At 68.0% G+C, this 26,735-nt stretch carries 21 protein-coding genes and 1 pseudogene; 14 read left to right on the forward strand and 8 right to left on the reverse strand.

The window, feature by feature from the left end; genetic code table 11:
• From E7Y32_RS05935 to E7Y32_RS05950, 4 genes are all read left to right on the forward strand, one after another.
• The gene (locus E7Y32_RS05935; protein WP_146336315.1) at positions 1-966 is read left to right on the forward strand and encodes an ABC transporter permease; all 966 of its coding nucleotides are present in this window, start codon (positions 1-3) and stop codon (positions 964-966) included.
• Entirely contained in the window at positions 963-3,179 is a 2,217-nt protein-coding gene (locus E7Y32_RS05940; protein ID WP_146336316.1) for an ABC transporter ATP-binding protein, read from the forward strand. Before E7Y32_RS05935 ends, E7Y32_RS05940 begins: the two co-directional genes overlap by 4 nt.
• Before the next feature lie 49 nt (positions 3,180-3,228).
• Positions 3,229-4,941, forward strand: a complete 1,713-nt coding sequence (locus E7Y32_RS05945; protein ID WP_146336317.1) for an ABC transporter family substrate-binding protein — start codon at positions 3,229-3,231, stop codon at positions 4,939-4,941.
• 134 nt (positions 4,942-5,075) lie between these two features.
• Complete coding sequence (locus E7Y32_RS05950; protein ID WP_146336318.1) at positions 5,076-6,161, forward strand: Gfo/Idh/MocA family oxidoreductase; 1,086 nt, start codon at positions 5,076-5,078, stop codon at positions 6,159-6,161.
• Positions 6,162-6,239: 78 nt separating this feature from the next.
• Here the strand turns inward: E7Y32_RS05950 and ald are convergent, their stop codons facing one another.
• A complete protein-coding gene (gene ald / locus E7Y32_RS05955; RefSeq protein WP_146336319.1) occupies positions 6,240-7,358 on the reverse strand; it encodes an alanine dehydrogenase in 1,119 nt (372 codons plus the stop codon).
• A 244-nt stretch (positions 7,359-7,602) separates the two neighbouring features.
• Here ald and E7Y32_RS05960 point away from each other — a divergent pair, with 244 nt between their 5' ends.
• The gene (locus E7Y32_RS05960) at positions 7,603-8,823 is read left to right on the forward strand and encodes a CdaR family transcriptional regulator (protein ID WP_146336320.1); all 1,221 of its coding nucleotides are present in this window, start codon (positions 7,603-7,605) and stop codon (positions 8,821-8,823) included.
• A 12-nt stretch (positions 8,824-8,835) separates the two neighbouring features.
• On the opposite strand, the gene E7Y32_RS05965 is transcribed toward E7Y32_RS05960, so the two are convergent.
• The 3 genes from E7Y32_RS05965 to ptsP form a co-directional block, all read right to left on the reverse strand.
• On the reverse strand, positions 8,836-9,105 hold the full coding sequence (locus tag E7Y32_RS05965; protein WP_146336321.1) for a hypothetical protein: 270 nt from the start codon (positions 9,103-9,105) through the stop codon (positions 8,836-8,838).
• A 74-nt stretch (positions 9,106-9,179) separates the two neighbouring features.
• The gene (locus tag E7Y32_RS05970; RefSeq protein ID WP_146336322.1) at positions 9,180-9,626 is read right to left on the reverse strand and encodes a helix-turn-helix domain-containing protein; all 447 of its coding nucleotides are present in this window, start codon (positions 9,624-9,626) and stop codon (positions 9,180-9,182) included.
• A gap of 41 nt (positions 9,627-9,667) precedes the next feature.
• On the reverse strand, positions 9,668-11,353 hold the full coding sequence (gene ptsP / locus E7Y32_RS05975; protein WP_146336323.1) for a phosphoenolpyruvate--protein phosphotransferase: 1,686 nt from the start codon (positions 11,351-11,353) through the stop codon (positions 9,668-9,670).
• Positions 11,354-11,443: 90 nt separating this feature from the next.
• Between ptsP and E7Y32_RS05980 the strand changes: the two genes are divergently transcribed.
• The 3 genes from E7Y32_RS05980 to E7Y32_RS05990 are packed head-to-tail and all read left to right on the forward strand — an operon-like array spanning position 11,444 to position 15,357.
• The gene (locus E7Y32_RS05980; RefSeq protein WP_146336324.1) at positions 11,444-12,172 is read left to right on the forward strand and encodes a TetR/AcrR family transcriptional regulator; all 729 of its coding nucleotides are present in this window, start codon (positions 11,444-11,446) and stop codon (positions 12,170-12,172) included.
• A 57-nt stretch (positions 12,173-12,229) separates the two neighbouring features.
• Positions 12,230-14,209 (forward strand): PTS mannitol transporter subunit IICBA, encoded by a 1,980-nt coding sequence (locus E7Y32_RS05985; RefSeq protein ID WP_146336325.1) that lies wholly within the window; start codon positions 12,230-12,232, stop codon positions 14,207-14,209.
• Positions 14,209-15,357, forward strand: a complete 1,149-nt coding sequence (locus E7Y32_RS05990; protein WP_146336326.1) for a mannitol-1-phosphate 5-dehydrogenase — start codon at positions 14,209-14,211, stop codon at positions 15,355-15,357. Before E7Y32_RS05985 ends, E7Y32_RS05990 begins: the two co-directional genes overlap by 1 nt.
• 193 nt (positions 15,358-15,550) lie before the next feature.
• Here the strand turns inward: E7Y32_RS05990 and E7Y32_RS05995 are convergent, their stop codons facing one another.
• A complete protein-coding gene (locus E7Y32_RS05995; protein WP_146336327.1) occupies positions 15,551-17,014 on the reverse strand; it encodes an amino acid permease in 1,464 nt (487 codons plus the stop codon).
• A gap of 232 nt (positions 17,015-17,246) precedes the next feature.
• Here E7Y32_RS05995 and E7Y32_RS16385 point away from each other — a divergent pair.
• The 3 genes and pseudogenes from E7Y32_RS16385 to E7Y32_RS06010 form a co-directional block, all read left to right on the forward strand.
• A pseudogene (locus tag E7Y32_RS16385) lies at positions 17,247-17,357 on the forward strand (GNAT family N-acetyltransferase); the annotation flags it as partial.
• 59 nt (positions 17,358-17,416) lie between these two features.
• The gene (locus E7Y32_RS06005; protein WP_146336328.1) at positions 17,417-17,878 is read left to right on the forward strand and encodes a MarR family winged helix-turn-helix transcriptional regulator; all 462 of its coding nucleotides are present in this window, start codon (positions 17,417-17,419) and stop codon (positions 17,876-17,878) included.
• Positions 17,879-17,946: 68 nt separating this feature from the next.
• Complete coding sequence (locus tag E7Y32_RS06010) at positions 17,947-19,173, forward strand: MFS transporter (protein WP_146336329.1); 1,227 nt, start codon at positions 17,947-17,949, stop codon at positions 19,171-19,173.
• 74 nt (positions 19,174-19,247) lie between these two features.
• Here E7Y32_RS06010 and E7Y32_RS06015 read toward each other — a convergent pair whose 3' ends face one another.
• The 3 genes from E7Y32_RS06015 to rraA form a co-directional block, all read right to left on the reverse strand.
• Complete coding sequence (locus E7Y32_RS06015) at positions 19,248-20,687, reverse strand: sugar porter family MFS transporter (protein WP_146336330.1); 1,440 nt, start codon at positions 20,685-20,687, stop codon at positions 19,248-19,250.
• 186 nt (positions 20,688-20,873) lie between these two features.
• On the reverse strand, positions 20,874-22,526 hold the full coding sequence (locus E7Y32_RS06020; RefSeq protein WP_146336331.1) for an MDR family MFS transporter: 1,653 nt from the start codon (positions 22,524-22,526) through the stop codon (positions 20,874-20,876).
• Positions 22,527-22,674: 148 nt separating this feature from the next.
• A complete protein-coding gene (gene rraA, locus E7Y32_RS06025; RefSeq protein ID WP_261382553.1) occupies positions 22,675-23,169 on the reverse strand; it encodes a ribonuclease E activity regulator RraA in 495 nt (164 codons plus the stop codon).
• Positions 23,170-23,272: 103 nt separating this feature from the next.
• Between rraA and E7Y32_RS06030 the strand changes: the two genes are divergently transcribed.
• The 3 genes from E7Y32_RS06030 (at position 23,273) to E7Y32_RS06040 (ending at position 26,705) form a co-directional block, all read left to right on the forward strand.
• On the forward strand, positions 23,273-24,538 hold the full coding sequence (locus E7Y32_RS06030) for an MFS transporter (RefSeq protein ID WP_146336333.1): 1,266 nt from the start codon (positions 23,273-23,275) through the stop codon (positions 24,536-24,538).
• Positions 24,539-24,664: 126 nt separating this feature from the next.
• A complete protein-coding gene (locus E7Y32_RS06035) occupies positions 24,665-25,252 on the forward strand; it encodes a TetR/AcrR family transcriptional regulator (RefSeq protein WP_146336334.1) in 588 nt (195 codons plus the stop codon).
• A gap of 229 nt (positions 25,253-25,481) precedes the next feature.
• Positions 25,482-26,705 (forward strand): NADP-dependent malic enzyme, encoded by a 1,224-nt coding sequence (locus E7Y32_RS06040; RefSeq protein WP_395940442.1) that lies wholly within the window; start codon positions 25,482-25,484, stop codon positions 26,703-26,705.
• Positions 26,706-26,735 lie beyond the last annotated feature (30 nt).

Consider the following 26,735-nt stretch of genomic DNA (forward strand, 5'->3'; position numbering starts at 1 on the left):
ATGACCAACCTCAATGCCATCGACCCCGCCGCAGTCGCCGACGAAGCAAAAATCGAGAACAACGACGTCGTCATTGCCAAGTCCTCGATCATCCTGCGCCGTTTCCTGCGCAATAAGACAGCCGTCGCCGGCCTGGTGATCTTCCTCGCCCTGGCACTCTTTTCCTTTGTGGGCGGCTTCTTCACCAGCTGGGACAAGGAGACGATCGACCCGTTCAACATCGGCATGCCGCCGTCGTCCGAGCATCTGCTCGGCACCTCCCAGGCCGGGATCGACCTCTACGCCCTGACCGTGGAGGGGACCCGGATCTCCATCCTGATCGGCCTCGTCGTCGGCCTCGTCTCGGTCCTGATCGCCGCTGTCTACGGCTGCACCATGGCCTACTTCGGCGGGAAGGTGGACAAGGTCATGCTGTTCATCCTCGAAGCCCTGATCATGATGCCGGCCCTGCTGGTGGTGGCCGTGGCCACGAGCGGCGGGGGCAACGGGCTGCAGCAGACGCTGCCCAGCTGGCTCCTGCTGATCATCGTCCTGCTGGTCTTCAGCTGGATGGGCACCGCCCGCCTCATCCGCTCGCTCTCGATGTCCCTCATGACGCGGGACTTCGTCAAGGCGGCCCAGTACATGGGGATCCAGCCGCGGCGCATCGTCTGGCGCCACCTTGTCCCGAACATCGGCTCGCTGCTGGTGCTGGACATCACCCGCGGCGTCACCGGCGCCATCCTTGCCGAGGTGGCGTTCTCCTTCATCGGCATCGGCATCAAGGTCCCGGACGTCAGCCTGGGTGTGCTGATCGGCCAGGCCACTTCCCAGGTCTCCACCTTCCCGTGGATGTTCTGGGTCCCGCTGACCGTGATGTTCCTGCTGACCGGTTCACTCGCCATGATGAACGACGGCCTGCGTGACGCGTTCGATCCCAGCTCCAGCTCCGTAGGCAGCGCCAAGAAGAAAAAGAAGACGGTATGAGCCACGAAATGACCGCCAGCGGATCCGCCGACCTCTCCACCGCCGAGCGCCTGCACATCGCCGGGCTGCACACCCCGGCGGATGCCGTGCTGTCCGTCCGCGACCTGAACGTCCGGTTCAACACGGAGAACGGGGTGGTGCACGCGGTCCGCGGCATCGACTTCGACCTCCGCGCCGGCAAGACGCTGGGCATCGTGGGTGAGTCGGGCTCCGGAAAGTCCGTCACCTCGATGGCCATCATGGGCCTGCTGCCCCCGACGGCGGAGATCACCGGCTCGGTCCGGCTCCAGGGCAAGGAACTGCTGGGGCTCAGCGACAAGGCCATGTGCCAGTTCCGCGGCAACGATATCGCCATGGTCTTCCAGGACCCGCTGTCCTCGCTGACCCCGGTCTACACGGTCGGCACCCAGATCATCGAGGCGCTCACGGTCCACAACCCCACCATGAGCAAGCAGGCCAAGGAAGCGCGCGCCGTCGAACTGCTCGGCATGGTCGGCATCCCCAGCCCGAAGGACCGGCTCAAGGCCTTCCCGCACGAATTCTCCGGCGGCATGCGCCAGCGCGTGATGATCGCCATCGCCATCGCCAACAACCCGCGCGTGCTGATCGCGGACGAGCCGACGACGGCGCTGGATGTCACCATCCAGGCGCAGGTCCTCGAAGTGCTGCACACCGCGCAGGAGGAAACCGGCGCCGCCGTCGTAATGATCACCCACGACCTGGGCGTAGTGGCCGGCATGGCCGACGACATCATGGTGATGTACGCCGGGAAGCCGGTGGAGACCGGCAGCGTCGACGACATCTACTACAACCCGCGGATGCCCTACACGATCGGCCTGCTCGGCGCGGTGCCGCGCGTCGACGTGGCCGAAAAGACCTCCCTCGTGCCGATCGAGGGAATCCCGCCGAACCTCATCCACACCCCCACCGGCTGCTCCTTCGCCCCGCGCTGCCCGCTGGTGAGCGAGGCCTGCCTGCAGGGCGAGCCGGAGTTGTGGCCGGTCTCCGGCGGGAATGCCGGCGACTCGACGCACCGGGCCGCCTGCATCAAGACCGACTCGCTGGGGGAGGACGTGGACGCCCGCGAGGTGTTCAAGGCCCCCGCGGTGCCGGTGTCGCGTTTTGATGCGATCCCCCGCGCCGACCGCCCCAGCGTGCTGGAACTCCGGGGGGTCAAGAAACACTTCCCGCTGCTCAAGGGCGCCCTGATCAAACGCCGGATCGGCACCGTCAAGGCGGTGGACGGGCTGAGCTTCGACATCCGCGAGGGCGAGTGCTTCTCGATCGTCGGCGAATCCGGCTGCGGCAAAACCACCACCCTGCTGGAAATCATGGAGTTCCATAAGGACCAGGACGGCGAGGTTGTCATCGGCGGCCTCAGCAACAAGCAGGCCTCCGACGCGAAGACCAAAAGCGCCATGCGCAAGGAACTGCAGATGGTGTTCCAGGACCCCACCGGCGCCCTTGACCCGCGGTTCACCGTCTTCGAAGTGCTCTCCGAGCCGCTCGAGAACGCCGGCATGGCCAAACCCCAGATCCGGAAGCGGATCATGGAGCTGATGGAACTGGTGGGTCTCCAGCCGGACCACGTCAACCGGTTCCCGAATCAGTTCTCCGGCGGCCAGCGGCAGCGCATCGGCATTGCCCGGGCCCTCGCCGTGAACCCCAAGCTGGTGGTGCTCGACGAGCCGGTCTCCGCCCTCGACGTCTCCGTCCAGGCCGGCGTGATCAACCTGCTGGATTCGCTCCGCGCGGAACTTGGGCTCAGCTACCTGATGGTGGCCCACGACCTCTCCGTGGTGCGGCACATTTCCAACCGGGTGGCCGTGATGTACCTCGGCAAGATCGTTGAGATCGGCGACGTCAACAGTGTCTTCGACAATCCCCGCCACCCGTACACCCGGGCCCTGCTCTCCGCGATCCCGGTCCCGGACCCCGTCCTGGAACGCACCCGCGAACGCATCATCCTCCAGGGTGACCTGCCCTCGCCGCTGGAAGCGCCCAAGGGCTGCAACTTCGCCACGCGCTGCCCGGTCTTCGCAGCCCTGCCGGCGGCGAAGCAGGAGAAGTGCCTGACCCTGGAGCCCGCGCTGGAAACAGTCAAGGCACCTTCCCCGGCTGCCCCCGCGGCCCCCACAGACCAGCAATTCGCCTGTTTCTACCCGGACGGCGAACTGGACGCGGACATGCTCGTTGTCCACGAAACCACCTGATTTACTCACCCGCATCAACTCGCACCAAAAAAGGAAATAAGGGGAACACATGAAGAATCTGACCAAGATCGGCGGCGTTACCGCCGTCGTGGCAGCGCTTGCGCTCACCGCTTGCGGCGGTGGCGGCGGCGCGGCAAAGGGGCCCGAGGCCGCCAAGGGCCAGGAGGCCGGCAGCGACCTGGCCAAGCTCGTCAGCATCAACGCCAAGGACGCCAAGGACCTGCAGCCGGGCGGCACCGTCACCCTGCCGCTGGGCAACCTCGGCCCAGACTTCAACGGGTTCTCCAACAACGGCAACAGCGCGGACAACACCGCCCTGCACCGCCCGATCGACCAGGCCGGCACCTGGGGCTGCTGGAACTTCGACTTCGACGGCACCGCCTCGCCGAACAAGGATTTCTGCGAAGACGTCAAGAGCGAGGTCAAGGACGGCAAGCAGACCATCACCATCAAGGTGAACCCGAAGGCCACCTACAACGACGGCACGCCGATCGACGTCAAAACCTTCGAAAACACCTGGAACATGCTCAAGGGCACCAACAAGGACATCGACATCGTCAGCTCCGGCGCGTACGAGTTCGTTGACTCCGTCAAGGCCGGCTCCAGCGCCAAGGAAGTCATCGTCACCACCACCCAGCCGGTCTACCCGCTGGACTCCCTCTTCACCGGCTTTGTGCACCCGGCCGTGAACACCCCGGCGATCTTCAACGACGGCTTCACCGGCGAAATGCACCCGGAGTGGATGGCCGGCCCGTTCAAGGTCGACAAGTACGACAGCGCCGCCAAGACGGTCACCCTCGCCCAGAACGACAAGTGGTGGGGTAACAAGCCGGTCCTGGAAAAGGTCGTCTTCCGCCAGCTTGAGAGCAGCGCCGCAATCGCCGCCTTCAAGAACGGTGAAATCGACGGCGTTTCCGCGAACACCATCACCCCGTACAAGCAGCTCGACGGCACCAAGAACTCCGAGATCCGCCGTGGCCAGCGCCTGTTCGCCGGTGGCCTGAACCTCAACGCGCAGAAGGCCCCGTTGACCGACGTCGCCATCCGCAAGGCGATCTTCACCGCCGTCGACCGCCAGGCGCTGCGCAAGGTCCGCTTCAACGGCCTGAACTGGGAAGAAGAGAGCTCCGGCTCGATGATGCTGCTCCCGTTCTCCAAGTACTACCAGGACAACTACCCGGTCAAGGAATCAGGCGCCGACGCAGCCAAGAAGGTCCTGACCGACGCCGGCTACAAGGCCAACGCCGCAGGCATCATGGAAAAGGACGGCGTTCCCGCCGCCTTCAAGATCAGCAACTTCGGTGACGACCCCACCACGCTGGCCTTCGCGCAGACCCTGCAGAACCAGCTCAAGGCGGCCGGCATGGACGTCGGCATCGACCAGCGCGCTTCCGCCGACTTCGGCAAGGTTGTGGGCAGCCGCGACTTCTTCCTGAGCGTCTCCGGCTACACCGTGGGCTCGGACGCAACCGACGCCGTCAAGCAGTTCTACGATTCCAAGACCAACGCCAACAAGCTCGGCGACGCCGAACTCGACGCTGCGATCCAGAAGCTCTCCACGATCCCGGACAACGCCGAGCGCAACAAGGCGGCCATGGACGTTGAGAAGAAGCACATGGAGAAGTACTTCTCCATGGGAGTTGTGATGAACGGTCCGCAGATCTCCTTCGTCCGCACCGGCCTGGCCAACTACGGCCCGTCCCTGTTCAAGAGCCTGTCCCAGGTTCCGGACTGGACCACCATCGGCTGGGAAAAGAAGTAAGTCCTTCCTCCCTTCTGACGCTCCCTCAGCTATAGCGGCTTTTCGGGCGGCGCTCCCTCACCAAGTGGGGGAGCGTCGCCCGATTTGTTGTCAGGGCTGAGGGAGCGTTGGGCGGGGCGGAGTAGCGTGGAACCATGCCAGCCGACTCCGCAGCCCCCGTCCGCGCCGCCTCCATCCCGGCCGTGCCCATCCGCACGGCCATCGCGGGCTTCGGCCTGTCCGGCAGCGTCTTCCACGCCCCGCTGATCGCGGCCAACGCCGCCTACTCGCTGGACGCCATTGCCACCTCCGACGCCGGCCGGCAGGCCGTCGCTGCCGCCCGGCACCCCGGGGCCACCGTTGTGGACACCCCGGCCGATCTCCTCGCCCGCGCCGGTGAGCTGGACCTGCTCATCCTCGGGACCCCGCCGGCCACCCACTATCCGCTCGCCAAGGCGGCGCTGGAAGCCGGCCTCGACATCGTCGTCGACAAGCCCTTCACGGTGCGCAGCGCCGAGGGCGCCGAACTCACCAACCTCGCCGCGCGGCTCGGCCGGGTGCTCACCGTGTTCCAGAACCGGCGCTGGGACGGAGACTTCCTGACCGTCCGCGGCCTACTGCAGCGCGGCCTCCTGGGGACCGTCACGCGCTTCGAATCGCGCTTTGAGCGCTGGTCCCCGGAGGTTACGAAGGCCTGGAAAGCCGCCGCCACGGCGGACGACGGCGGCGGGGTGCTGTCCGACCTCGGCACGCACCTGCTGGACCAGGCCGTGCAGCTCTTTGGTCCCGCCACCGTGATCCACACCGAATTGGCCGCCCGCCGGCCCGGGGAACGGGCGGACGACGACGTTTTTGTGGCCTTGCGGCACGACTCCGGGACCACCAGCCACCTCGCGATGAACCTGCTCTGCGCGCAGCCGGGCCCGCGCTACCGCGTGCTGGGCAGCGGCGGCGGCTTCACCAAGCACGGCGTCGACCCGCAGGAGCCCTTTCTCGCCGCGGGCGGGAGCCCGCTCGACGCAGACTACGGCGTGGAGGACCGCGACTGGGCCGGAATGCTGGGCCGCGACGGCCACCTGGGCCGGCTGCCCACCGAACGCGGCGCCTACCCGGAGTTCTACCGGATCCTTGCGGACAAGATTATCGACGGCGGGGCCAGTTCCCCGCTTCCGCTCCCGGTTGATCCTGCGGCCGCCGTCGAGGTCCTGAAACTGATCGAGCAGGCGCGGGAGCTGGCTTAAAAAACCATCGACTGCTCCGAAACTGCCCTTTTGAAGCTCCAAAAGGGCAGTAACGGAGCAGTCGATGTGTTGTGGAACTTACGCGGAGACGAGCTCGTGCCAGTCGGCGACGAGGGGCAGGTTGTGCGCCTCGGAGACCGAACGGTGCGCCACCTTGCCGCCGGCGATGTTGAGGCCGGCGGCAAGGGAGGCGTCGCGCTCGAACGCGGCCTTGACACCCAGGTTCGCCAGCGAGACGGCGTAGCGCAGCGTGACGTTGGTCAGCGCGTAGGTGGACGTGTTCGGCACAGCGCCGGGCATGTTGGCCACGCAGTAGAAGATCGTGTTGTGGACCTTGTACGTCGGTTCCTGGTGCGTGGTGGGGTGGGTGTCCTCGAAGCAGCCGCCCTGGTCCACCGCGATGTCCACCAGCACGGAACCGGGCTTCATCCGGGACACGAGCTCGTTGGTGACGAGCTTCGGGGCCTTGGCGCCGGGGATCAGCACGGAACCGATCACGAGGTCGGCGTCGACGACGGACTTCTCGATCTCGTAGGCGTTGGAAGCCACGGTCTTCAGGCGGCCCTGGTACTGGGCGTCCAGTTCGCGCAGGCGGTTGATGTTGATGTCCAGGATGGTGACGTCCGCGCCGAGGCCCAGGGCCATCGCGGCGGCGTTGGTCCCGGCCACGCCGGCGCCCAGGACAACCACCTTGGCCGGGCGGACACCCGGGACGCCACCAAGCAGCACACCCTTGCCGCCGGCCGGAGCCATCAGCGAGGTGGCGCCGACCTGCACGGACAGGCGGCCGGCAACCTCGGACATCGGGGCCAGCAGCGGCAGCGCGCGGCCTTCCTGCACGGTTTCGTAGGCGATCGCGGTGACGCCGGAGTTGATGAGTTCCTGGGTCAGTTCCGGCTCGGCGGCCAGGTGCAGGTAGGTGAAGAGGATCAGGCCCTTGCGGAAGCGGTGGTATTCGGCCTTGACCGGCTCCTTGACCTTCATGACCATGTCCGCGCGAGACCACACGTCGTCGGCCTCGGCGACGATTTCGGCGCCGGCAATGGCGTACTCCTCATCCGTGATGCCGGAGCCCAGGCCTGCGCCGCGCTCCACGAGCACGGTGTGGCCGTGGTGGCGGAATTCGTGCACGCCGGCGGCCGTGATGGCCACGCGGAATTCGTTGTTCTTGATCTCTTTGGGGACACCGATGATCATTTGTGGGCTCCAATGGTGGCGGCTTTGTGGGCCGGGATGTGCGGGGAAGTCGTGATTCCAGAATAGGACCGGCTGTGAGGCAGGCGACAGTGCCTCCGGCGCCGTCCGATGCACCGCCCCCGTCATTCCGCGGTTCTGCAAAACACCGGCTCGACAGTTGTCGACTCCCGGAGCGTCAGGTGTCGCCTGCTGTCCGTCGCCGCGCCGCTCGTGGACGGGCCCGGCGGGGCAGTAAGGTGGCAGCATGCAGCAACAGGACGTTGAGCAGCTTGTGGAGAGCGTCGCGCAGCGGCTCGGGCGCGGGCTCTCGCTCGAGGACCTCGACGGCGTCCTGCTCGCCTACAGCTCCAACCAGTCCCAGGCGGACCGGGTCCGGGTCAATTTCCTGCTCAGCAAACGCGTTGCGGTGGACGTCAGCGCCTGGCAACTCTCCCACGGCATCGCGACGGCGGTGCGGCCGGTGGTGGTGCCGGCCAACGAGGAACTCGGCATGCTGGGACGGGTGTGCGTCCCGCTGCTGGTCCGCGGCTTCCGGGTGGGGTACCTCTGGGTCCAGCTCGACGCCGAGGAACCCACCGCCGGCGCCGTCCTGGCCCGGCTCCCGGAGGTGGCACCCGAGCTCGAGCAGCTCTCCGCCCTGCTGCTGGACTCCAATACGGCCGAATCCGAGTTCCGCCGACGGCGTGAACAGGAATTCCTGGCCGCGTGCCGGGGCGAGGTGAACGCCGTCGCCGCCGTCGCGGGCTGGAAGGAAGTCCAGGGCCGCGGGCCGTGGCAGCTGGTGACCGTCCTCGACGCCGACGGCTGGGCCGAGGGCTCGGACCCGATCGCCTCCACCCTGATCCACCGTTCCGCCGCGCTGCAGGCCACCATCGGGGTGGACGCCGCTCTCTTCAGCGCCGGGACCGAGACGCACGCTGTCGTCCTTTTCAAGGAGTCCTCCGGCCGTGCGGCCCACGCCCAGGTCCTGGTCCACTACCAGCTGGAACTGGCCAAACGCGCCGGCCGCCCGGTCCGCCGGATCATCCTTGGCACCTCGGAGGGTTTCTCCCGGCCGCGCGAACTCGCCGAGGCCTACCGCCAGTCCCGCCAGGCGGCGCAGGCCGCGGCGGTGGACCCCCAGCTCGGCGAGCTGGTGGACTGCCGGGCCACCGGCCTGTACCAGCTGCTGGCCTCGGCCGGCGGCGGCGCCGGGGCCTGGGCGGACGCGGGATCGGTGTATTTCAGGATGCTCGAGGACCACGACCGCAACGGGGAGCTGCTGCCCGTGCTGGAGCTCTTTTACGACAACGACAGCTCGGTCCAGGAGGTGGCTGCCAAGCTGCACCTGCACCGGAGCAGCGTCTACAACCGGCTGGGCCGGATCCGGCAGGTGCTCGGCGTCGACCCGCTTAAGGGAATGGTCCGGCTGGAACTGCACGCGGCGCTCAAGGCCAGGCGCTGGGCCGAGCGGCCGCGGATCTGACGTTTCGGGCGCCTAGTGGTCGTCCCGGAGGGCGGGATCCTGCACCGGCTCGTGCGCTGGCTCCCGCGGTGCTTCCCGCGCTGCCTCCCGCTGAGCCTCCCGCTGTGCTTCCCGCCTGCGGCGAGATATCCGGCTGTCGGTCCACAGGGCAACGGCGACGAACGCGACGCAGCTGGCCATAAAGGCCGCCGTGTTGTTCAGCCCCATCACGGTTCCGAGGATGCCGGTGAGCACCATGGCGGCGATACCGGCCAGGATGTGCCACCCTCTGAACTTACCCACAATTCAAGCGTAACCCCGGCCTCCGCCGCGTTTCTGCGCCGGGCCGGGATCGTTGTTTGATCCTTATCACGCCGTCACGAACCATCCGCGCGGCCGTTGTTGTTATCCCCGGCGGAGCCGCCGCCGGCCGGCTCGGCCGCCTTTTCCGCCGCCGTGTTCTTCTTCTGCGTCTCGAGCCACGCCATGATGTCGGCGAGCCGGATCCGCCGGTGCGTTCCGCGGTACTCCACCGGAATCTCGCCGCGGTCCGTCATGTTGCGCAGGTAGGTGTGGGAGATGCCCGCCAGCTCCGCGGCCTTCGAGGTGGTCAGCATTTCCTCAACACTGCTGACCGTGACCGACTCGCCCCGGCTGAAGCGGCCCAGCAGGTCCACGACGGCGTCCCTGGCCGCGGGCGGCACCCGGTGCACGGTGCCGTCGACGAATACTGTGATGTCGCTGCTGCCGCTGAGTGCGTACCGCAACTTTTGTGCATCCTCGGCCGGGAGCCCGGCCGTCACGCGGGGCGCAATCAGTGTCATGGAGTGCATCCTAGCGCCCCGGGCCGGGGCTCACACGCGGGTTACAGGCCGAGGTCTTCGAGCACCGGCAGCTTGGCCCGGACCCAGGCCCGCGCCTCGGTGGCGCTCGGGGCCGACAGGGCCAGCCGGGCCAGCTCCTGCGCCTCGGCCAGGGTGACTGTCTTCAGCACCGCGGCCACCGCGGCGATGGAGCGGGCCGTCATGGACAAGGTGGTGACGCCCAGGCCGGTCAGCACGACGGCGAGGGCCGGGTCCGCCGCGGCCTCGCCGCAAACGCCGACCGGCTTCCCGTGCCCTTCCGCGGCCGAACCCTCCACTGTGAGGCCCACGAGCCGGAGCACGGCCGGCTGCCACGGGGTGTTCAGCGCCGCGAGCGGGCCGAGCTGCCGGTCCGCGGCCATCGCGTACTGGGTCAGGTCGTTGGTGCCCAGGCTAGCGAAGGCCACCTCCCGGAGGATCGCCTCGGCGGTGAGCGCCGCGGACGGGACCTCCACCATAACGCCGGGTGTTTTGATCCCGGCCTCGGCGCACAGCGTCGCAAAGCGCGCGGCTTCCTCCGCCGTCGAAATCATCGGCGCCATCACCCAGACTTCCGCCTCCGAGTCCTGCTCCGCCCGGGCGATCGCCTGCAGCTGGCGTTCCAGCACGCCCGGTGTGGTGAAGTCGGTGCGGTAGCCACGGACGCCCAGGGCCGGGTTCGGCTCGGTGGCGTCGGTCAGGAACGGCAGCGGCTTGTCCGCGCCGGCGTCGAGCGTGCGGAGCACCACCTTCTTACCGGGGAAGGCGTCGAAGACGCCCTTGTACGCGGCGGCCTGCTCGTCCACGGAGGGTTCGGTATCCCGTTCCAGGAAGCAGAACTCGGTGCGGAACAGGCCCACACCCTGGGCGTTGAGCCCGGCGGCGGCCACGGCGTCCTTGGCCCCGCCGACGTTGGCCAGCAGCGGCACCAGGTGGCCGTCCGCCGTCGTGCCGGTGCCGTCAAAGTCCGCCAGCAGCGACGCGGTGGCGGCCCAGTGTTCCGCGGCGGCGCGCTGCGCGTCGTCAGGGTCCGCGGTGATGGTGCCGGCGGCGCCGTCGACGTAGACCTCGGTGCCGTCCGGCAGGGTGTCGACGCCGGCCGCGGCGACGACGGCGGGCAGGCCGAGGGACCGCGCGATGATCGCGGTGTGGGACTGCGGTCCGCCGCCCGCGGTGAGCAGTGCCAGCACCTTCGCCGGATCCAGCGTGGCCGTGTCCGCCGGGGCGAGGTCCTCGGCGATCAGGATGAACGGGGTCGTAGAGGACGGGATGCCCGGGGCGGGCACGCCGCGCAGCGCGGCAACGATCCGCGCCCGGACGTCCAGAACGTCGGTGGCGCGCTCGGCCATGTAGCCGCCCAGGTTGTGCAGCATCTCCGAGACCGAGGCGCCGGCCTCCCAAATGGCCCGCTGGTTGGAGGTGCCACGGCCGATCAGCTTGGCCGCCGACTTCAGCAGCATGGTGTCCGTGGCCATTAGCGCCGTGGCCTCCAGGACGGCCTTGCCGTCGCCGCTGACCGTCTCGGACCGGGCCTTGAGTTCGTCGTGCACGGACTTCGCCGCCGCCTTCAGCGCCGCCGTCGCCTCCTCGGCGGAGACCCCGGCCGGCAGCTGCTCGCCCGCCGGGGGCTCGCTGACCGGCTTCGGCATCTGGCGGATGGTGCCGATGATCCGGCCGGGGCTGACGCCTACTCCTTGGAAGTTCTGCACTGAAAGTCCTCGTTCTCTGCGGTGAGCCAGTAAAGAAAGTGTATGTGATGCACTTCATATAGCGTTGCTATAGGTGCTAGGGTAGCGGTTATGAGTATCGATGGCCAGCTACCGCCCAAGGTCCGGCTGCTCCGCGCAGCGGCGGAACTGCTGGCCAAATCCGGAGGCGCCGCGGTCTCCACCCGCCAGATCACCCAGCTGGCGGGGGTCACCGCTCCCACCCTCTACCACCATTTCGGGGACAAGGAAGGGCTGTTCGACGCCGTCGTCGCCGCCGGCTTCGAGGAATATGTCGCCGGCGAACGCGACTTCGCCCCGTCCGGGGAGCCGCTGGAGGACATCCGGCGCATGTGGGACCAGCACGTGCAGTTCGGGCTCAAGCAGCCCGAGCTGTACCTCGTGATGTTCGGCAACATCCGCCCCGAGAGCCGTCCCGCCGTCGTCGCCGACGCCGAGGCGCTGATGGAGGAAATGCTGAACAAGGCGGCCGTCGCCGGCCAGCTGGCCGTCCCGCCCAAGGAGGCGGCCCGGAGCATCCTGGCCGCGAACGTGGGCGTGACGCTGATGCTCATCACGGAGAAGGCCCCGGAGCGGAACCTTGAGCTCTCCGCCATGACCCGCGACGCGATGATTTTTGCGGTCTCCACCGAGCAGGCGCGCGCTTCCGGGCCGGATGACTCCGGAAAATCCCCGGTGGTGGTCGCGGCGATCGCCCTGAACGCGGCGCTGCAGGCCTCGCATTCGGACCAGCTCTCCAGCTCAGAACTCAAGCTCTTCCTCGAATGGCTTCACCGGATCTCCACCAGTTCCACCAGCTAGCTCGACGAAATATCGGACAATCCTGCGGTGCAGCAGGAATCACGGTTAGGAAATCACATGGCAACAGAGACAGTGGCGAAACCCCGGAGCAGCGTGCGGGTCGGCGTACAGAAATTCGGCACGTTCCTCTCCGGAATGATCATGCCCAACATCGGTGCCTTCATTGCCTGGGGCATCATCACCGCCTTCTTCATCCCGGCGGGCTTCACCCCGAATGCGGACCTGGCCAAGCTGGTGGGGCCGATGATCACCTACCTGCTGCCGCTGCTGATCGGCTACACCGGCGGGCGCATGGTCTACGGGGTTCGCGGCGGCGTCGTCGGCGCGGCCGCGACGATGGGTGTGATCGTCGGTACGGACATCCCGATGTTCATCGGCGCCATGATCATGGGCCCGCTGACGGCCTGGATCATGAAGAAGATCGAAAGCCTCTGGGAGAACAAGGTCAAGCCCGGCTTCGAGATGCTGATCGACAACTTCACCGCCGGCATCGTCGCCGCAGTGATGGCCATCTTCGGCATGCTGGTGATCGGCCCGGTGGTGAAGGCCTTCAGCAACGGCGCCAGCGCCGTCGTCGAGTTCCTGGTCAACAACGGCCTGCTGCCGTTCACCAGCATCTTCATCGAGCCCGCAAAGGTCCTGTTCCTCAACAATGCCGTCAACCACGGGATCCTGACCCCGCTCGGCACCGAGCAGGCGCTTGCCCAGGGCAAGTCCATCCTGTTCCTGCTCGAGGCCAACCCCGGCCCGGGTGTCGGCATTCTGCTCGCCTACATGCTGTTCGGCAAGGGCATGGCCAAGGCGTCGGCTCCCGGCGCCGCGCTGATCCAGTTCGTCGGCGGCATCCACGAAATCTACTTCCCGTTTGTGCTGATGAAGCCGGTCATCATCCTCGCCGCGATCGGCGGCGGCATGACCGGCATCTTCACCCTGGTGCTCACCGGCGCCGGTCTGCGTTCGCCGGCCGCCCCGGGCAGCATCATCGCGGTCTTCGCCGCCACGCCCGCGGACAGCTTCCTCGGGGTGGCACTGTCCGTGCTGATGGCCGCGACCGTGTCCTTCCTGATTGCCTCCGTGATCCTCAAGGCCAGCAAGGATGTCGAGGGGGACGAGCTCGGTGCCGCCACCACCCGGATGGAAGCCATGAAGGGCAAAAAGAGCTCCGTCTCCTCCGCGCTGGCTGGAGCCGGTGCGGGCGGCGTCGCGGTCCTGGCCGGGCCGGTCAAGAACATCGTGTTCGCCTGCGACGCCGGGATGGGTTCCTCCGCGATGGGCGCCTCGGTGCTGCGGAACAAGATCAAGGCCGCCGGCTACCCGGACGTCAAGGTGACCAACTCCGCGATCGCGAACCTGTCCGACACCTACGACGTCGTCATCACGCACCAGGACCTGACCGAAAGGGCCAAGCCCGCCACCTCCAGCGCCGTGCACGTCTCGGTGGACAACTTCATGAATTCGCCGAAGTACGACGAGATCGTGGAACTGGTCAAAAGCAGCAACGCGCCGGCGGATGCCTCCGGCGCGGGAGCGGGGGCTGCTGGGGCGGGCGCCGGCGCAGCCGCGGCGGCGGAAGCCGCGCCCGAGCCCGAAACCGACGCCGGCCCGACCGGCATTCTGGTGGCCGACAGTGTGGTCCTCAGCGGCACCGCCACCACCCGTGACGCCGCGATCGACGAGGCGGGCCGGCTGCTGCTGGACCGTGGCGCCGTCGACGCCGGCTACCTGGACGCCATGCACGAGCGCGAGCGATCCGTCTCCACCTACATGGGCAGCTTCCTCGCGATCCCGCACGGCACCAACGCCGCAAAGGACCACATCATGAAGTCCGCGGTGTCGGTGGTCCGCTACCCGAACGGCATCGACTGGAACGGCAAGGAGGTCAAGTTCGTCGTCGGCGTCGCCGGCATCAACAACGAGCACCTCCAGATCCTGTCCTCGATCGCCAAGGTCTTCACCAACAAAGCCCAGGTCGCGCAGCTGGAGGCGGCCACCACCGTCGACGAAGTGCTCGACCTGTTCGGAAGGGTCAATTCCTAGTGAAGGCTGTTCATTTCGGAGCCGGAAACATCGGCCGCGGGTTTGTCGGGCTGCTGCTGCACGAGGCCGGGTATGAGGTGGTGTTCGCGGACGTCGCGGACGCCCTCATCACCGCGCTCGCCGCGGCGGACAGCTACCAGGTGCACGAGGTGGGGGACACCCCCGCCGTGCGCACCGTGGACAACTTCCGTGCGCTGAACTCCGGCACGCAGGAAGCCGACGTCGTCGCGGAGATCGCGACGGCGGACATCGTCACCACCGCCGTGGGGCCGCACATCCTGAAGTTCGTGGCGCCCGTGATCGCCAAGGGGATCGCGGCCCGGGCGGCGGGGTTGGCGCCGCTGCAGGTGATGGCGTGTGAGAACGCCATCAACGCGACCGACATCCTGAAGTCCGAAATCGCCGCGCAGTGGGATCCGGCGGCCGGTTCCCTGGAGGACGTGGCCGTGTTCGCCAACACGGCCGTGGACCGGATCGTGCCCAACCAGGAGGCGGGGCAGGGCCTGGACGTCACGGTGGAGACGTTCTACGAGTGGGTGATCGACAGGACCCCGTTCGCGGGCAAGGAGCCGGTCATTCCGGGGGCGACCTTCGTGGACGACCTGGCGCCGTACATTGAGCGGAAGCTCTTCACCGTGAACACCGGGCACGCCGCCGCGGCGTACTTCGGGTTCGAGGCCGGGCTGGGCAAGATCTCCGAGGCGATGGCAGACCAGGACGTCGCCGCGGACGTGCGCGCCGTGCTCGACGAGACCAAGGAGCTCCTGGTGGCCAAGCACGGCTTCAACCGCGAGGAGCAGGAAGCCTACGTGCAGAAGATCCTCGGCCGCTTCTCCAACCCGCACCTCCCGGACACCGTGAACCGGGTGGGGCGGGCACCGCTGCGGAAGCTCAGCCGGCACGAGCGCTTCATCGGCCCCGCCGCGGAACTGGCCGAGCGCGGAATCGTCCCCGAGGCGCTGCTCGGTGCGATCGCCGCCGCGCTGCGCTTCAACGACCCCGCCGACGCGGAGGCTGTGGAGCTGGCCCAGCTCCTCAACTCCTCCACCCCGGAGGAAGCCACCACACGGATCACCGGCCTGGACGCGCAGCACCCGCTGTTCCCGGCCGTCCGTGCCCTCGTCGAGGAGGCCAAGGCCGCCGTCTAGCATCGACGCTCCCTCACGTTCGGCGCCGTTGGGGCTGACGCTCCCTCACGTTGGACGGAAGATCGACGGGCCCTCCCTCACATCATGTGAGGGAGGGCCCGTCGTTTAAGTCCCGGATCTGAGGGAGGGTCGCTTTCAGACGTCCCGGATCTGCGGGAGGGGCGCTTCCAGACGGGCCGGATCTGCGGGAGGGTCAGACGCGGGCGGCGGCGGTTTCGGCGTCGGACATGGCCTTCCATTCGGCCACCCGGGCCTGATGCAGCGGCGAGCGGCGGACGACGGCGAACGCCGCGGCCAGGACCGCGAACCAGACCGGCGTGACCAGGAGTGCCACCAGGGTGTCCGGCTGCGTGGTCAGGGCCCAGATGAGGAACGCGAAGAACGCGAACACGACCCAGACCATCGGGACGCCGCCGGGCATCTTGAACGTCGAGGCCGCGTGCAGCGCCGGCCGCCGCTTCCGGAACACGAGGTAGCTGGCCAGGATGATGCTCCAGACGAACATAAAGCAGACCGCGGAGACGGTGGTGACCATGTCGAACGCCACGCCCACGTCCTTGCCCGCGTAGAGCAGGGCGACGCCGGCAAGCAGCAGCACGCAGGACAGGAACAGGGCGTTCTGCGGGACCTTGCGGCTGGAGAGGCGGCCGAAGAGCTTGGGGGCGTCGCCGTCGTTGGCCAGGCCGTAGACCATCCGGGAGGTGGAGTAAATGCCGGAATTTGCCGAGGACATGGCGGAGGTCAGGACCACGAGATTCACCACGGTGGCGGCCATGCCGAGGCCCGCGAGGGAGAACATGGCGATGAACGGGCTCTGGCCGGCCTTGAAACCGGTCCACGGGGTCACCGACATCAAGATGATGAGGGCGCCTACGTAGAAGAGCATAACGCGCAGCGGGATGGCGTTGATGGCCCGCGGCAGGTTGTGCTCCGGGTTCTTGGTCTCGGCCGCAGCGGTTCCCACGAGCTCGATGCCCACGAACGCGAAGACGGCAATCTGGAAGCCGGCCACGAAGCCCATGAATTCCTTGGGGAACAGGCCGCCGTGGCTCCACAGGTTGCTGAAGCTGGCGGCGCCGGCGTGGGACTGGAAGCCGGTGAAGATCATGACCAGGCCCACCGCGATCAGCGCCACGATGGCCACGATCTTGATCAGCGCGAACCAAAATTCCGTCTCGCCGAAGGCCTTGACGGTGGGAAGGTTCAGCAGCAGCAGGATGATGATGGTCGCGATGCCCGGGACCCACAGTTGGATGCCCGGCCAGAGCTGTTCGGCGTAGCCCGCGATCGCAATCACGTCGGCCACGCCCGTGACCACCCAGCAGAACCAGTATGTCCAGCCGGTGAAGAAGCCCGCCCACGGGCCCAGCAGGTCGCCGGCGAAGTCGCTGAAGGACTTGTAGCTCAGGTTGGAGAGCAGCAGCTGGCCCATGGCGCGCATGACGAAGAAGAGCATAAAGCCGATGATCATATACACGAAGATCACGGAGGGGCCGGCGACGGAGATGGTCTTGCCGGAGCCCATAAAGAGGCCCGTGCCGATGGCGCCGCCAATGGCCAGCAGCTGGATGTGCCGGTTGCTCAACGAGCGTGCAAGGTGGGGCTCGGTGTCCCGGCTGGAGGCAGTTCGCTGCTCCGCGGTTGTCTGTTGGGGCATGTCAACAATCCTTAGTGTGGTCCGCCGAAGGTGACGGCGGTTACAAATCAGCCTTTCCAAAGTACAGGCTCCGAAATCGTGGTGCGATATCAACGGTTCCCCGCAGCGTCATGGCAGGCTGGTCGGATGACTTCCACTTCGCCTGGCCAGAACGCACTGCTAACATTCGGCGTCGACGGCGGGACGTTCCGCCTGCGCCGCGCGGTCCGTGCGGACCTGCCGGCCATTCTCCGGCTGTTCGCTGGTGCAGCTCAGCACAGACAAATCGCGGACGGCGGCGCACCGCTTTTACGAGCGGCTGGGTTTCGCGGCCAGCCATGAGGGCATGAAGCTCCCGCTCTAGCTTCCACACCATTCGATTCCATTGACTCTTAGGGTGCCTAACTGTTAGGCTTCCTAACTATGAGTGAAGAACCGCTGCCCGACGCCGGCCTGCTGGCCCTCGCCGGCGATTTCCGCGAGGCCCTGCGCCATAGCATCTACCTGGTCCGGCGCCTCGACGCCGATGGCGAACTCAGCGCCGCGCAGCTGAGCACGCTCAAGATGCTGCTCGACGCCGCTGACCAGGGCGGCGTGCGGGTGGGCGAGATTGCCCGCAACCTCGGCGTCAAGGTGCCGAGCGCCACCGAGCAGATCATCAAGCTCGAACGCGCGGGGTTGGTCCGCCGGGACGCCGATCCGGCCGACTCCCGGGCCGTCCGCGTCAACCTGACCCGCGAGGGCCACGCCGCCGTCGACTCCGCGAACGAGCGCCGCAACGCCGTGATGGCGGGCATTCTCGGTTCCCTCACTGCGGCCGAGCGGGAGGCCCTCGCGGCCGCCATGCCGGTAATCGGCCGTATCAACGCCTCCCTGCAGCCCTGACGGCAGCCCGGGCCCTGCCGGCAACGCACCACAACCACACGAACAACAACACCTGAGGAGCGCCCTCCATGGACGGCCAGCTCACGGCGCCAGCGCCGGAAGCAACATCAACCCTCGAGGCCGAAAAAGCCTCCCTGCTCAAGCAGCCCAAGGCGGTCTGGGCCACGGCCCTCGCCGCGGTGTTCGCCTTTATGGGGATCGGGCTGGTGGACCCCATCCTGCCCGCCATCGCCAAGAACCTCGACGCCACCCCCAGCCAGGTGTCCCTGCTGTTCACCAGCTACTTCCTGGTCACCGCCGTCGCCATGCTGGTCACCGGGTATGTCTCCTCCCGGATCGGCGGCAAACGGACCCTGCTGGCCGGCCTCGCCATCATCGTGGTGTTCGCCTCGCTGTCCGGCTTCTCCGGCAGCGTAAGCGAGCTGGTCGGCTTCCGCGCCGGCTGGGGGCTCGGCAACGCACTGTTCGTCGCCACCGCCCTGGCCGTGATCGTCGGCGTCGCGAGCGGCGGCGCCGGGACCGCCATCATCCTCTACGAGGCCGCGCTGGGCCTGGGCATTTCGCTCGGCCCGCTGCTGGGCGCCCTGCTCGGCGGCTGGCAGTGGCGCGCCCCGTTCTTCGGCACCGCGGTCCTGATGGCCTCGGCCTTCATCGCCCTGATCGCACTGCTGCCCAGGACCCCGTTGCCGGCGCGCAAGGTACGGCTCCGGGACCCGCTGCTGGCCCTGGGCCACAAGGGCCTGCGGACGACGGCGGCCAGCGGGCTGTTCTACAACTACGGCTTCTTCACCATCCTGGCGTTCACCCCGTTCATCCTGGGCATGGACGCGTACGGGATCGGCGCCGTGTTCTTCGGCTGGGGCGTCGCCGTCGCCGTTTTCTCGGTCTTTGTGGCCCCGGTGCTGCAGCGGCGCTTCGGCGCGGTGCGGGCGCTGGCGGGCACCCTGGCGCTGCTGCTCCTGGACCTCGTCGGCCTGGGCCTGGCCGCGGGGCACTCGGTGCCCGTCGTCGTCGTCCTCGTGGTGGCCTCCGGCGCGCTGCTGGGGATCAACAACACGATCTACACCGAGCTGGCGATGGGCGTCTCGGATTCGCCGCGACCGGTCGCGTCCGCCGGCTACAACTTCGTGCGCTGGATGGGCGGCGCGCTGGCCCCGTTCGCCGCGGCCCAGCTGGGCGAGCACTTCGGGCCCCAGGTCCCGTTTTTCGCGGCGGCGGTGGCCATGGCGCTGGCGATCGCGGTGGTCCTCGGCGGCCGCCGCTACCTTAGCTCTCACGAGCCGCACCTGGTCTAGGTTCCCGCAGCAACAAAAACTGAGGCCCATGTTCCGCGGAACATGGGCCTCACCTGTTGTTGGGGCTGCGGCAGCTACTTCTTGGCGGAGCCCTTCGGGACGAAGAGCGTCTCGGCGTGCTCCAGGGCCATGCCGTTGGTCTCCGGCACCTTGAACATCACAAAGAAGAACGACGCCGCCGCGAACAGGGCGTACATGGCGTACGTCAGTGGCAGCGAGGCCGCCGCCATCATCGGGAAGCTCAGCGTGATGGCGAAGTTCGCGGTCCACTGGGCGGCCGCGGCCAGGCCCAGGGCGCGGGCGCGGATGCGGGACGGGAAGATCTCGCCCAGCAGCACCCACACCAGCGGGCCCCAGGAGGCGCCGAAGCTGATGACGAAGACGTTCGCGGCCACCAGCGCGGCGGGGCCCCAGACGCCGGGCAGGGTGATCGCGTCCCCGGAACCGGTGGCGGAACCGAAGGCGACGGCCATGGTCGCCAGGGAAACGGCCATGCCGATGGAGCCCGCCAGCATGATGGGGCGGCGGCCGATCCGGTCCACGAGCGCGATCGCCACGAGGGTCACCAGGATGTTGGTGATTGCGGTGGCCACGGAGATCGTGAGCGAGTCTTTCTCCTGGAACCCCACGGCCTTCCAGAGCGTCGTGGAGTAGTAGAAGATCACGTTGATGCCGACAAACTGCTGGAGCACGGAGAGGATGATGCCGATCCATACCACGGGCTGCAGGCCCAGCGCCTTGCCGCGCAGCGACCCCTTCTGGCCCGCGAGCTGGTCCTCTTCAATGGCCTTCTTGATGTCCCGCAGGTGGCGGTCCGTGTCCTCGTCCGGAGCGATGGACTCAAAGACCTTGAGGGCTTCCTCGTCCTTGCCCTTGAACACCAGGAAACGCGGCGATTCGGGCAGCGTGAAAGCGATCCAGCCGTAGACGACGGCGGGGACGGCGCCGGCGATGAACATCCAGCGCCAGGCCTCGACGCCGAACCACAGATTCTGGTCGGCGCCGCCGGCGAAGTTGGCGAAGACGGCGTCGGAGAGCAGTGCGGCGAAGATACCGGTGGTGATGGCGAGCTGCTGCAGTGACGCCAGCCGGCCGCGGACGTGCCGCGGCGAGATCTCGGAGATGTAGGCCGGGGCGATCACGGAGGCCAGGCCGATGCCCAGGCCGCCGATCAGGCGCCAGAAGATCAGGTGCCAGACGCCGAAGGCGAAGCCGGTGCCGATGGCGCTGACCAGGAACAGCAGGGCGCCGATCTTCATGGCGGGGATCCGGCCGTAGCGGTCCGCGACCTTGCCGGCGAGGTAGGCGCCCGCCGCGCAGCCCAGCAGGGCCACGGCGACGGCGAAGCCGGTCACGCCCTCGCTGAGCGCGAATTCGTCCTTGATGGCGTCGACGGCGCCGTTGACGACCGAGGAATCGAAGCCGAAGAGGAAGCCGCCAACGGCGCCCGCCACGGCCAGCCAGATGACCCGTTTGGGGATCTTGGCGACGGTCTGGTCTTGGGTGGTGGTCATGTGGCTCCCTCGGCAATTCGTGGTCCACGGCTCGCGCCGCAACTACCCAGTCTTACACCGGCGCCGCTGCGGTGCCTGTCACAGGAACGAAAAATGAGAGCAAGCTTACAGTTCCGGCCCGGGCGGCAAACGCCAACGGCAGGCAGTCCAAAAGACTGCCTGCCGTTGGCGTAGGGCCTGGGTCTTCTAGTGCGCCGGGACGGACTCCTTTGCGGCGGCCTTCGGGTCGGTGAGCTTCTTGTTCGGCAGCGCGAAGCTGATCAGGAAGGCGACGCCGGTGAGCACCGCCGCGGTGAGCATCACGGCGTCGATCGACTGGGCGAAGCCCTCGGTGATCGGCCGGGTCAGCGCCGCGTTGGCGGTGTGCAGCCAGCTCGTGTCGTTCAGCGAGTCGTTGCTGGCGCCGTTCCTGAAGAACTCGTAGAGCTTGGCGTTGGCGGGGTCCGCGGCCACGGCCGGGTCCTTAAGCACCTTGAGGTAGTCCGCGTTCTGCACGGCGTCCTTCATCCCGGTGGCGATCTTGTCCGCGGCGAGGCTGAACAGCATCGAGATGAACACGGCCGTGCCCACCGCGCCGCCCATGGAGCGGAAGAATGCGGCGGAGGAGGTGCCCACGCCCATGTCCTTGGCCGGGACGGAGACCTGCATGGCGAGGGTGAGCGGCTGCATGCAGAAGCCCAGGCCGAGGCCGAAGAACACGGCGATCGCGCCGGGCACCCAGAGCGGGGTGTCCACGCCGAGGGAGAGGCCCATCACGACGGCGGCAATCGTCAGGACGGCGGTGCCCAGGATCGGGAAGATCCGGTAGGTGCCCGACGCCGAGATGGTCCGGCCCGCGGTGATGGAGCCGGTGAGGATGCCCACGGTAAACGTGATCATCATCAGGCCCGCCTCGGTGGGGGTCAGGCCCTTGACCAACTGCAGGTACATCGGCAGCATCGCGATGGCGCCGAACATGCCGACGCCAATGATGAAGTTCAGCAGGGACGAGAGCCCGAAGGTGACGTTCTGGAACAGCCGGAGCGGGATCAGGGCGTAGTCGCCTGCGCGTTTCTCGGCGAGCAGGAACGCAATGATGCCGAGCACGCCAAGGCCGTAGCAGAGGAAGGCGCCGGGGGAGGTCCAGCCCCAGGTGCGGCCCTGTTCGGCGACGAGGAGCAGCGGCACGATCGCCAGCGTGATCGCGGCGGCGCCCCAGTAGTCAATCTTCTGCTTCAGGTGCTTGGCCGGCAGGTGCAGGTACAGAAACACGACGGCCAGGGCAGCCAGGCCGATCGGAATGTTGATGAAGAAGACCCAGCGCCACCCGTCGAAGCCCAGGATCGTGGCGGAACCGGCGAAGGCACCGCCGATGACGGGCCCCAGCACGGAGGAGATGCCGAAGACGGACATGAAATAGCCCTGGAACTTGGCGCGGTCCTTGAGCGCCACGATGTCCCCGATGATGGTCAGCGCCAGGGCCAGCAGGCCGCCGGCGCCCATGCCCTGGATGCCGCGGGCAATGGCGAGTTCGGTCATCGAGTGGACGGAGCCGGCGTACAGCGAGCCGGCCAGGAAGATCAGGATCGCGGCGAGGTAGAGCGGGCGGCGGCCAAAGATGTCGCTGAGCTTGCCGTAGAGCGGTGTGCTGACCGTGGAGGTGATCAGGTACGCCGTCGTGGCCCAGGCCTGTAGCGAGAGGCCGTCCAGGTCGTTGGCGATGGTGTAGATCGAGGTGGACACGATGGTCTGGTCCAGCGAGGACAGGAACATGCCGAGCATCAGGCCCACCATGACGGTGATGGTCTGACGGTGGGTCAGGACCTCGCCAGGCAGGCGTGGGGACGGGGTTTTGGACATAACTGCTCCAGGAGGAAGTTTGTGGGGGTCAAGCATGATGGTTGCTTTCAGTAACTATCTTACCGGCTGCTTTGTTCCCGGCTGCACCCTCTTCCGCGTGGCCGCCCGCGTTCCGGCCCCCGCCGCCGCCGGCCAGCGGGGGAGCCGCTCAGCGTTCGAGCAGAATCCCGTCCGGGTCGCACCAGATCCGCTGGCCCGGCCGGACGGCGACGCCGTCGATGTCCAGCTCAACGTCCGTCTCGCCGGCCCCGTCCTTGGCGCTCTTGCGCGGGTTGCTGCCGAGTGCCTTAACCCCGAGCGGCAGTCCGGCGATCGCCACCCGGTCCCGGATGGCGCCGTTGAGCACGACGCCGGCCCAGCCGTTCTCCACCGCGCTCGCCGCGATCATGTCCCCCATCAGCGCTGTGCGGAGCGAGCCGCCGCCGTCGACCACCAGCACCGCGCCGTTGCCCGGTGTGCCGAGCATGGTCTTGACCAAGGCGTTGTCCTCCCGGCAGCGGATGGTCCGGACGGGACCGCTGAAGTGGGTGAGGCCGCCGAGCGACTGGAACTGCAGGGCAATGGAGTCCAGCTCCTCGCCCCGCTCGTCGAACAGGTCGGCGGTGTTGATCTGGTTCGCGGGGTTCACGGGGGAGTCGGGCACGGGTTCTCCTGGTTCTCGGCAATAGCTGGCGGGTGTTGATGCCCACGATAGTCTGGGCCCACACTGATCTTCAGCTGCAGTCATCAGTTCCGGGGGGAACCACATGAGCCTGTCCGACACCGCTCCGGCGGCCCTTGCCGAACCGGAACGCCGCGTCCGCCCGGTGTGGACGGCCGGCGTCGTGCTGGTCAACGTGGGGATCAATGCGGCGTTCTTTGGCCCGCTCCAGGTGCTCCTCGGCCAGCAGGCCGCGGCCTTCAACGAGGGCGAGAAAGAGGCCATCCTCGCGCTCGTGACCGGGGCCGGAGCGGCGGTGTCGCTCGTGGCCAACCCGCTGTTCGGCGCGCTCAGCGACCGGACCGTTGCCCGCCGCGGCCGCCGGGTGCCGTGGGTGCTCTTCGGCGCCATCCTCGGCGCGGCCGCCCTGATTGCGCTCGCCGGCGCCCCGAACGTCGCCCTGATGACGATCCTCTGGTGCCTCGTGCAGGCCGGCTGCAACGGCGCCTACGCCGCCATCACGGCCGCCATTCCGGACCGGGTGCCGGCCCCGCAGCGCGGCACGGTGGGAGGCCTCGCCGCGATGGGCCAGACGGTCGGCATCCTCGCCGGCGCGGTGATCGCCGCCGTCGTCTCCGGCAACTTCGCCCTCGGCTACCTGGTGTGCGCGCTGGCGCTGCTGGCCGGCGTCGTGCTGTATTTCTTCAAGAACGACGACGTCGCGCTGCCGCGGGACGGGCGGCCGCCCTTCCGGCTGGCGGAATTTGCCATGAACTTCTGGATTTCCCCGGCCAGGTACCCGGACTTCGCCTGGGCCTGGCTGACCCGGCTGCTGGTGAACATCGGCAACCACATGATCACGCTGTACCTCCTGTTCTTCCTCACCGACGCGGTGCGCCTGCCCCAGACGCAGGGCCTCGCGGCGGAGACCGGCGTCCTGATCCTCACCGGCCTGTACGCCGTTATGGTCATCATCACCAGCGTGATCGGCGGCCGGCTGAGCGACCGGATGGGCCGGCGCAAACCGCTCGTTATCCTCTCCTCCACCGTCATCGCCGCGGCCGCGCTGGTCCTGGCCGTCGCCCCCACCTGGGCCGGGGCGCTGATCGGGGCCTCGGTGCTGGGCATCGGCTTCGGCGCCTACCTGGCCGTCGACTTCGCCCTGATCACCGAGGTGCTGCCCACCGCGCTGAACCGGGGCAAGGACCTGGGGGTCATCAACATCGCCAATTCGCTGCCCCAGGTGATCGCGCCACTCATCGCCTACCCGTTTGTGGCGCTCTGGGGCGGGTACGTTTCGCTCTACTTGGCGGCCGCGGTAATCGGGCTGCTGGGCGCCGTGTTTGTGGTGAAGATCAAGGGCGTGGACTAGGCCGTCCGGGTCCCGTTTGACTGGCATCGGCCCCGGTGCCGTGCCGTATAGTGGACGGGATTCCCGCGGCAGCGCTGTGGACTGAACGTCCCGGCTGCCGAGAAAGACGACCCCGGAACGCTGCTGATGCCTGAATTCCCTTCGGATCTTCCGCCAATGGCCCCGCCGCCCACCCTGCCCCGGCAGCGGCGTCGTTATGCGCGGATTCTTGAGGTCGCAGCCGGTTTTGCCCGGAAGGGCCTGGACTCCGTGGTGCTCTCCGAAGTGGCGGCCAAGGCCGACGTACCGCTGGGCACGCTGTACCGCTATTTCCCCTCCTCGACCCAGCTGATGCTGGCCCTCTACCGCAAGCAGCTGGGCGAACTGCACCTCGGCGAGTGGCCGTCCGGCGCCCGGGCGCCGGCGCACGCGCTGGTGGGTGTGGTGATGGAGATTTTCCACATGCGCCTGATGCAGCCGGCCGTGGAGCAATGCCTGAACCGGGTGGTTTACGCCAAGGACACGGACACCACCCGGCTGCTCCGGGACATCGACGCGACCGCTGAGAACGCCGTCACTGTGGTCAGCGGCGACCCCGCCGTGTCCCGGGTCCTGCTGCTCACCGTCACGGGCCTGGTCCAGTCCGTCCGCTGCCGCCGGCTCTCGCTCTTCGAGGCGGAGGAGGACCTGAAGAAGGCCTGCTCCCTGCTCTCCCGGGGGCGCGGGGCCGCGTAGCCGGTCTAGACCAATTACCCGAATGTGTCCGGGTGAATCTTCGCCGCGGCCCTGCGTTGTCTACCATGGCAGAACCGGAGCGGCGCGAGCCAGCACTTCCGGGAGCTTCGCCGCAGGCCCGCCACCCCGGGGCCGCCCGCGATGTTCCCCCCGACCATCTGGGGCGCCGCCGCGCGTGCCCCAGCAGCCAAGTGCCGTACGCCCACGGTGAGCCCCAGGAGACAGCGACGTGTCCATTGAAACCATCATTCCCGCCAATTCCACCTCCCCGGACTCGGCCGCAGATGCGCCCGTAGCGGCGCTCAGCGACGAGGAAATTTTCGCTTCCCACCAGGGCGGCAAGCTCTCCATCGCCAGCACCGTCCCCCTCGCAAGCAAGCGCGATCTCTCCATCGCCTACACGCCCGGCGTCGCCCAGGTCAGCCGTGCCATCGCGGCCGACCCCGAGCTGGCCAAGACCCTCACCTGGGCCCAGCGCCTGGTGGTTGTGGTCAGCGACGGCACCGCCGTGCTGGGCCTCGGCGACATCGGCCCCAGCGCCTCGCTACCGGTTATGGAAGGCAAGTCTGCCCTCTTCAAGGCCTTCGGCGAGCTGGACTCCATTCCGCTGGTCCTCAACACCACCGACGTCGACGAGATTGTCGAGACCCTGGTCCGGTTGCGGCCGAGCTTCGGCGCGGTCAACCTCGAGGACGTCTCGGCGCCGCGCTGCTTCGAACTTGAGGAAAAGCTGATCGAAGCGCTCGAATGCCCGGTCATGCACGATGACCAGCACGGCACCGCCGTCGTTGTCCTCGCCGCGCTGACCGGCGCCGCCAAGGTCACCGCCCGCGAGCTCGAGGGGCTCCGCGTGGTGGTCTCCGGCGCCGGCGCCGCCGGCATCGCCGTCGCCGAAATCCTGCTGACCGCCGGCATCGACGACGTCGTGCTGCTGGACTCCCGCGGCGTGATCAACCGGGACCGCGCGGACATTGCCGCGGACCCGGCCAGCAAAAAGGCCCAGCTTGCTGCCCGCAGCAACCCCCGCGGCGTGACCGGCGGCCCCGGCGAGGCCCTGCTCGGCGCGGACGTGTTCATCGGCGTCTCCTCCTCCCGGCTGGACGAGGAGCACCTCAAGCTGATGAACCACAGCGCGATCGTCTTTGCCCTCTCCAACCCGGACCCCGAGGTGCTGCCGGAAGTTGCATCCAAGTACGCGGCCGTCGTCGCCACCGGCCGCAGCGACTTCCCCAACCAGATCAACAACGTGCTGGCCTTCCCCGGCATCTTCCGCGGCGCCCTCGACGCCGGTGCCCGCCGGATCACCCCGGCGATGAAGCTGGCCGCGGCCCGCGCCATCGCCGAACTCGCCGAGGGCGAGCTCTCCGCCGATTACATCGTGCCGAGCCCGCTGGACCCGCGCGTCGCCCCGGCCGTCTCGGCCGCCGTCGCCGCCGCGGTGCTGGCCCAGTAGGGCTGCGCTCGCGGGCCGGCGGACCGGCCG

This window comes from Arthrobacter sp. UKPF54-2 (assembly GCF_007858535.1).
Lineage (GTDB): Bacteria > Actinomycetota > Actinomycetes > Actinomycetales > Micrococcaceae > Arthrobacter.

Coding starts and splice junctions, on each gene's coding strand:
- E7Y32_RS05970 (WP_146336322.1), bottom strand. CDS start 9,626: ATGACACTGATTGCGCCCCGCGTGACGGCCGGGCTCCCGGCCGAGGAT.
- E7Y32_RS05985 (WP_146336325.1), top strand. CDS start 12,230: ATGGCAACAGAGACAGTGGCGAAACCCCGGAGCAGCGTGCGGGTCGGC.
- E7Y32_RS06015 (WP_146336330.1), bottom strand. CDS start 20,687: ATGACCACCACCCAAGACCAGACCGTCGCCAAGATCCCCAAACGGGTC.
- E7Y32_RS05935 (WP_146336315.1), top strand. CDS start 1: ATGACCAACCTCAATGCCATCGACCCCGCCGCAGTCGCCGACGAAGCA.
- E7Y32_RS05995 (WP_146336327.1), bottom strand. CDS start 17,014: ATGCCCCAACAGACAACCGCGGAGCAGCGAACTGCCTCCAGCCGGGAC.
- E7Y32_RS06010 (WP_146336329.1), top strand. CDS start 17,947: ATGGACGGCCAGCTCACGGCGCCAGCGCCGGAAGCAACATCAACCCTC.
- ald (WP_146336319.1), bottom strand. CDS start 7,358: ATGATCATCGGTGTCCCCAAAGAGATCAAGAACAACGAATTCCGCGTG.
- E7Y32_RS05980 (WP_146336324.1), top strand. CDS start 11,444: ATGAGTATCGATGGCCAGCTACCGCCCAAGGTCCGGCTGCTCCGCGCA.
- E7Y32_RS06035 (WP_146336334.1), top strand. CDS start 24,665: ATGCCTGAATTCCCTTCGGATCTTCCGCCAATGGCCCCGCCGCCCACC.
- E7Y32_RS06030 (WP_146336333.1), top strand. CDS start 23,273: ATGAGCCTGTCCGACACCGCTCCGGCGGCCCTTGCCGAACCGGAACGC.
- E7Y32_RS05960 (WP_146336320.1), top strand. CDS start 7,603: ATGCAGCAACAGGACGTTGAGCAGCTTGTGGAGAGCGTCGCGCAGCGG.
- E7Y32_RS06020 (WP_146336331.1), bottom strand. CDS start 22,526: ATGTCCAAAACCCCGTCCCCACGCCTGCCTGGCGAGGTCCTGACCCAC.
- E7Y32_RS05950 (WP_146336318.1), top strand. CDS start 5,076: ATGCCAGCCGACTCCGCAGCCCCCGTCCGCGCCGCCTCCATCCCGGCC.
- E7Y32_RS05940 (WP_146336316.1), top strand. CDS start 963: ATGAGCCACGAAATGACCGCCAGCGGATCCGCCGACCTCTCCACCGCC.
- E7Y32_RS06005 (WP_146336328.1), top strand. CDS start 17,417: ATGAGTGAAGAACCGCTGCCCGACGCCGGCCTGCTGGCCCTCGCCGGC.
- E7Y32_RS05945 (WP_146336317.1), top strand. CDS start 3,229: ATGAAGAATCTGACCAAGATCGGCGGCGTTACCGCCGTCGTGGCAGCG.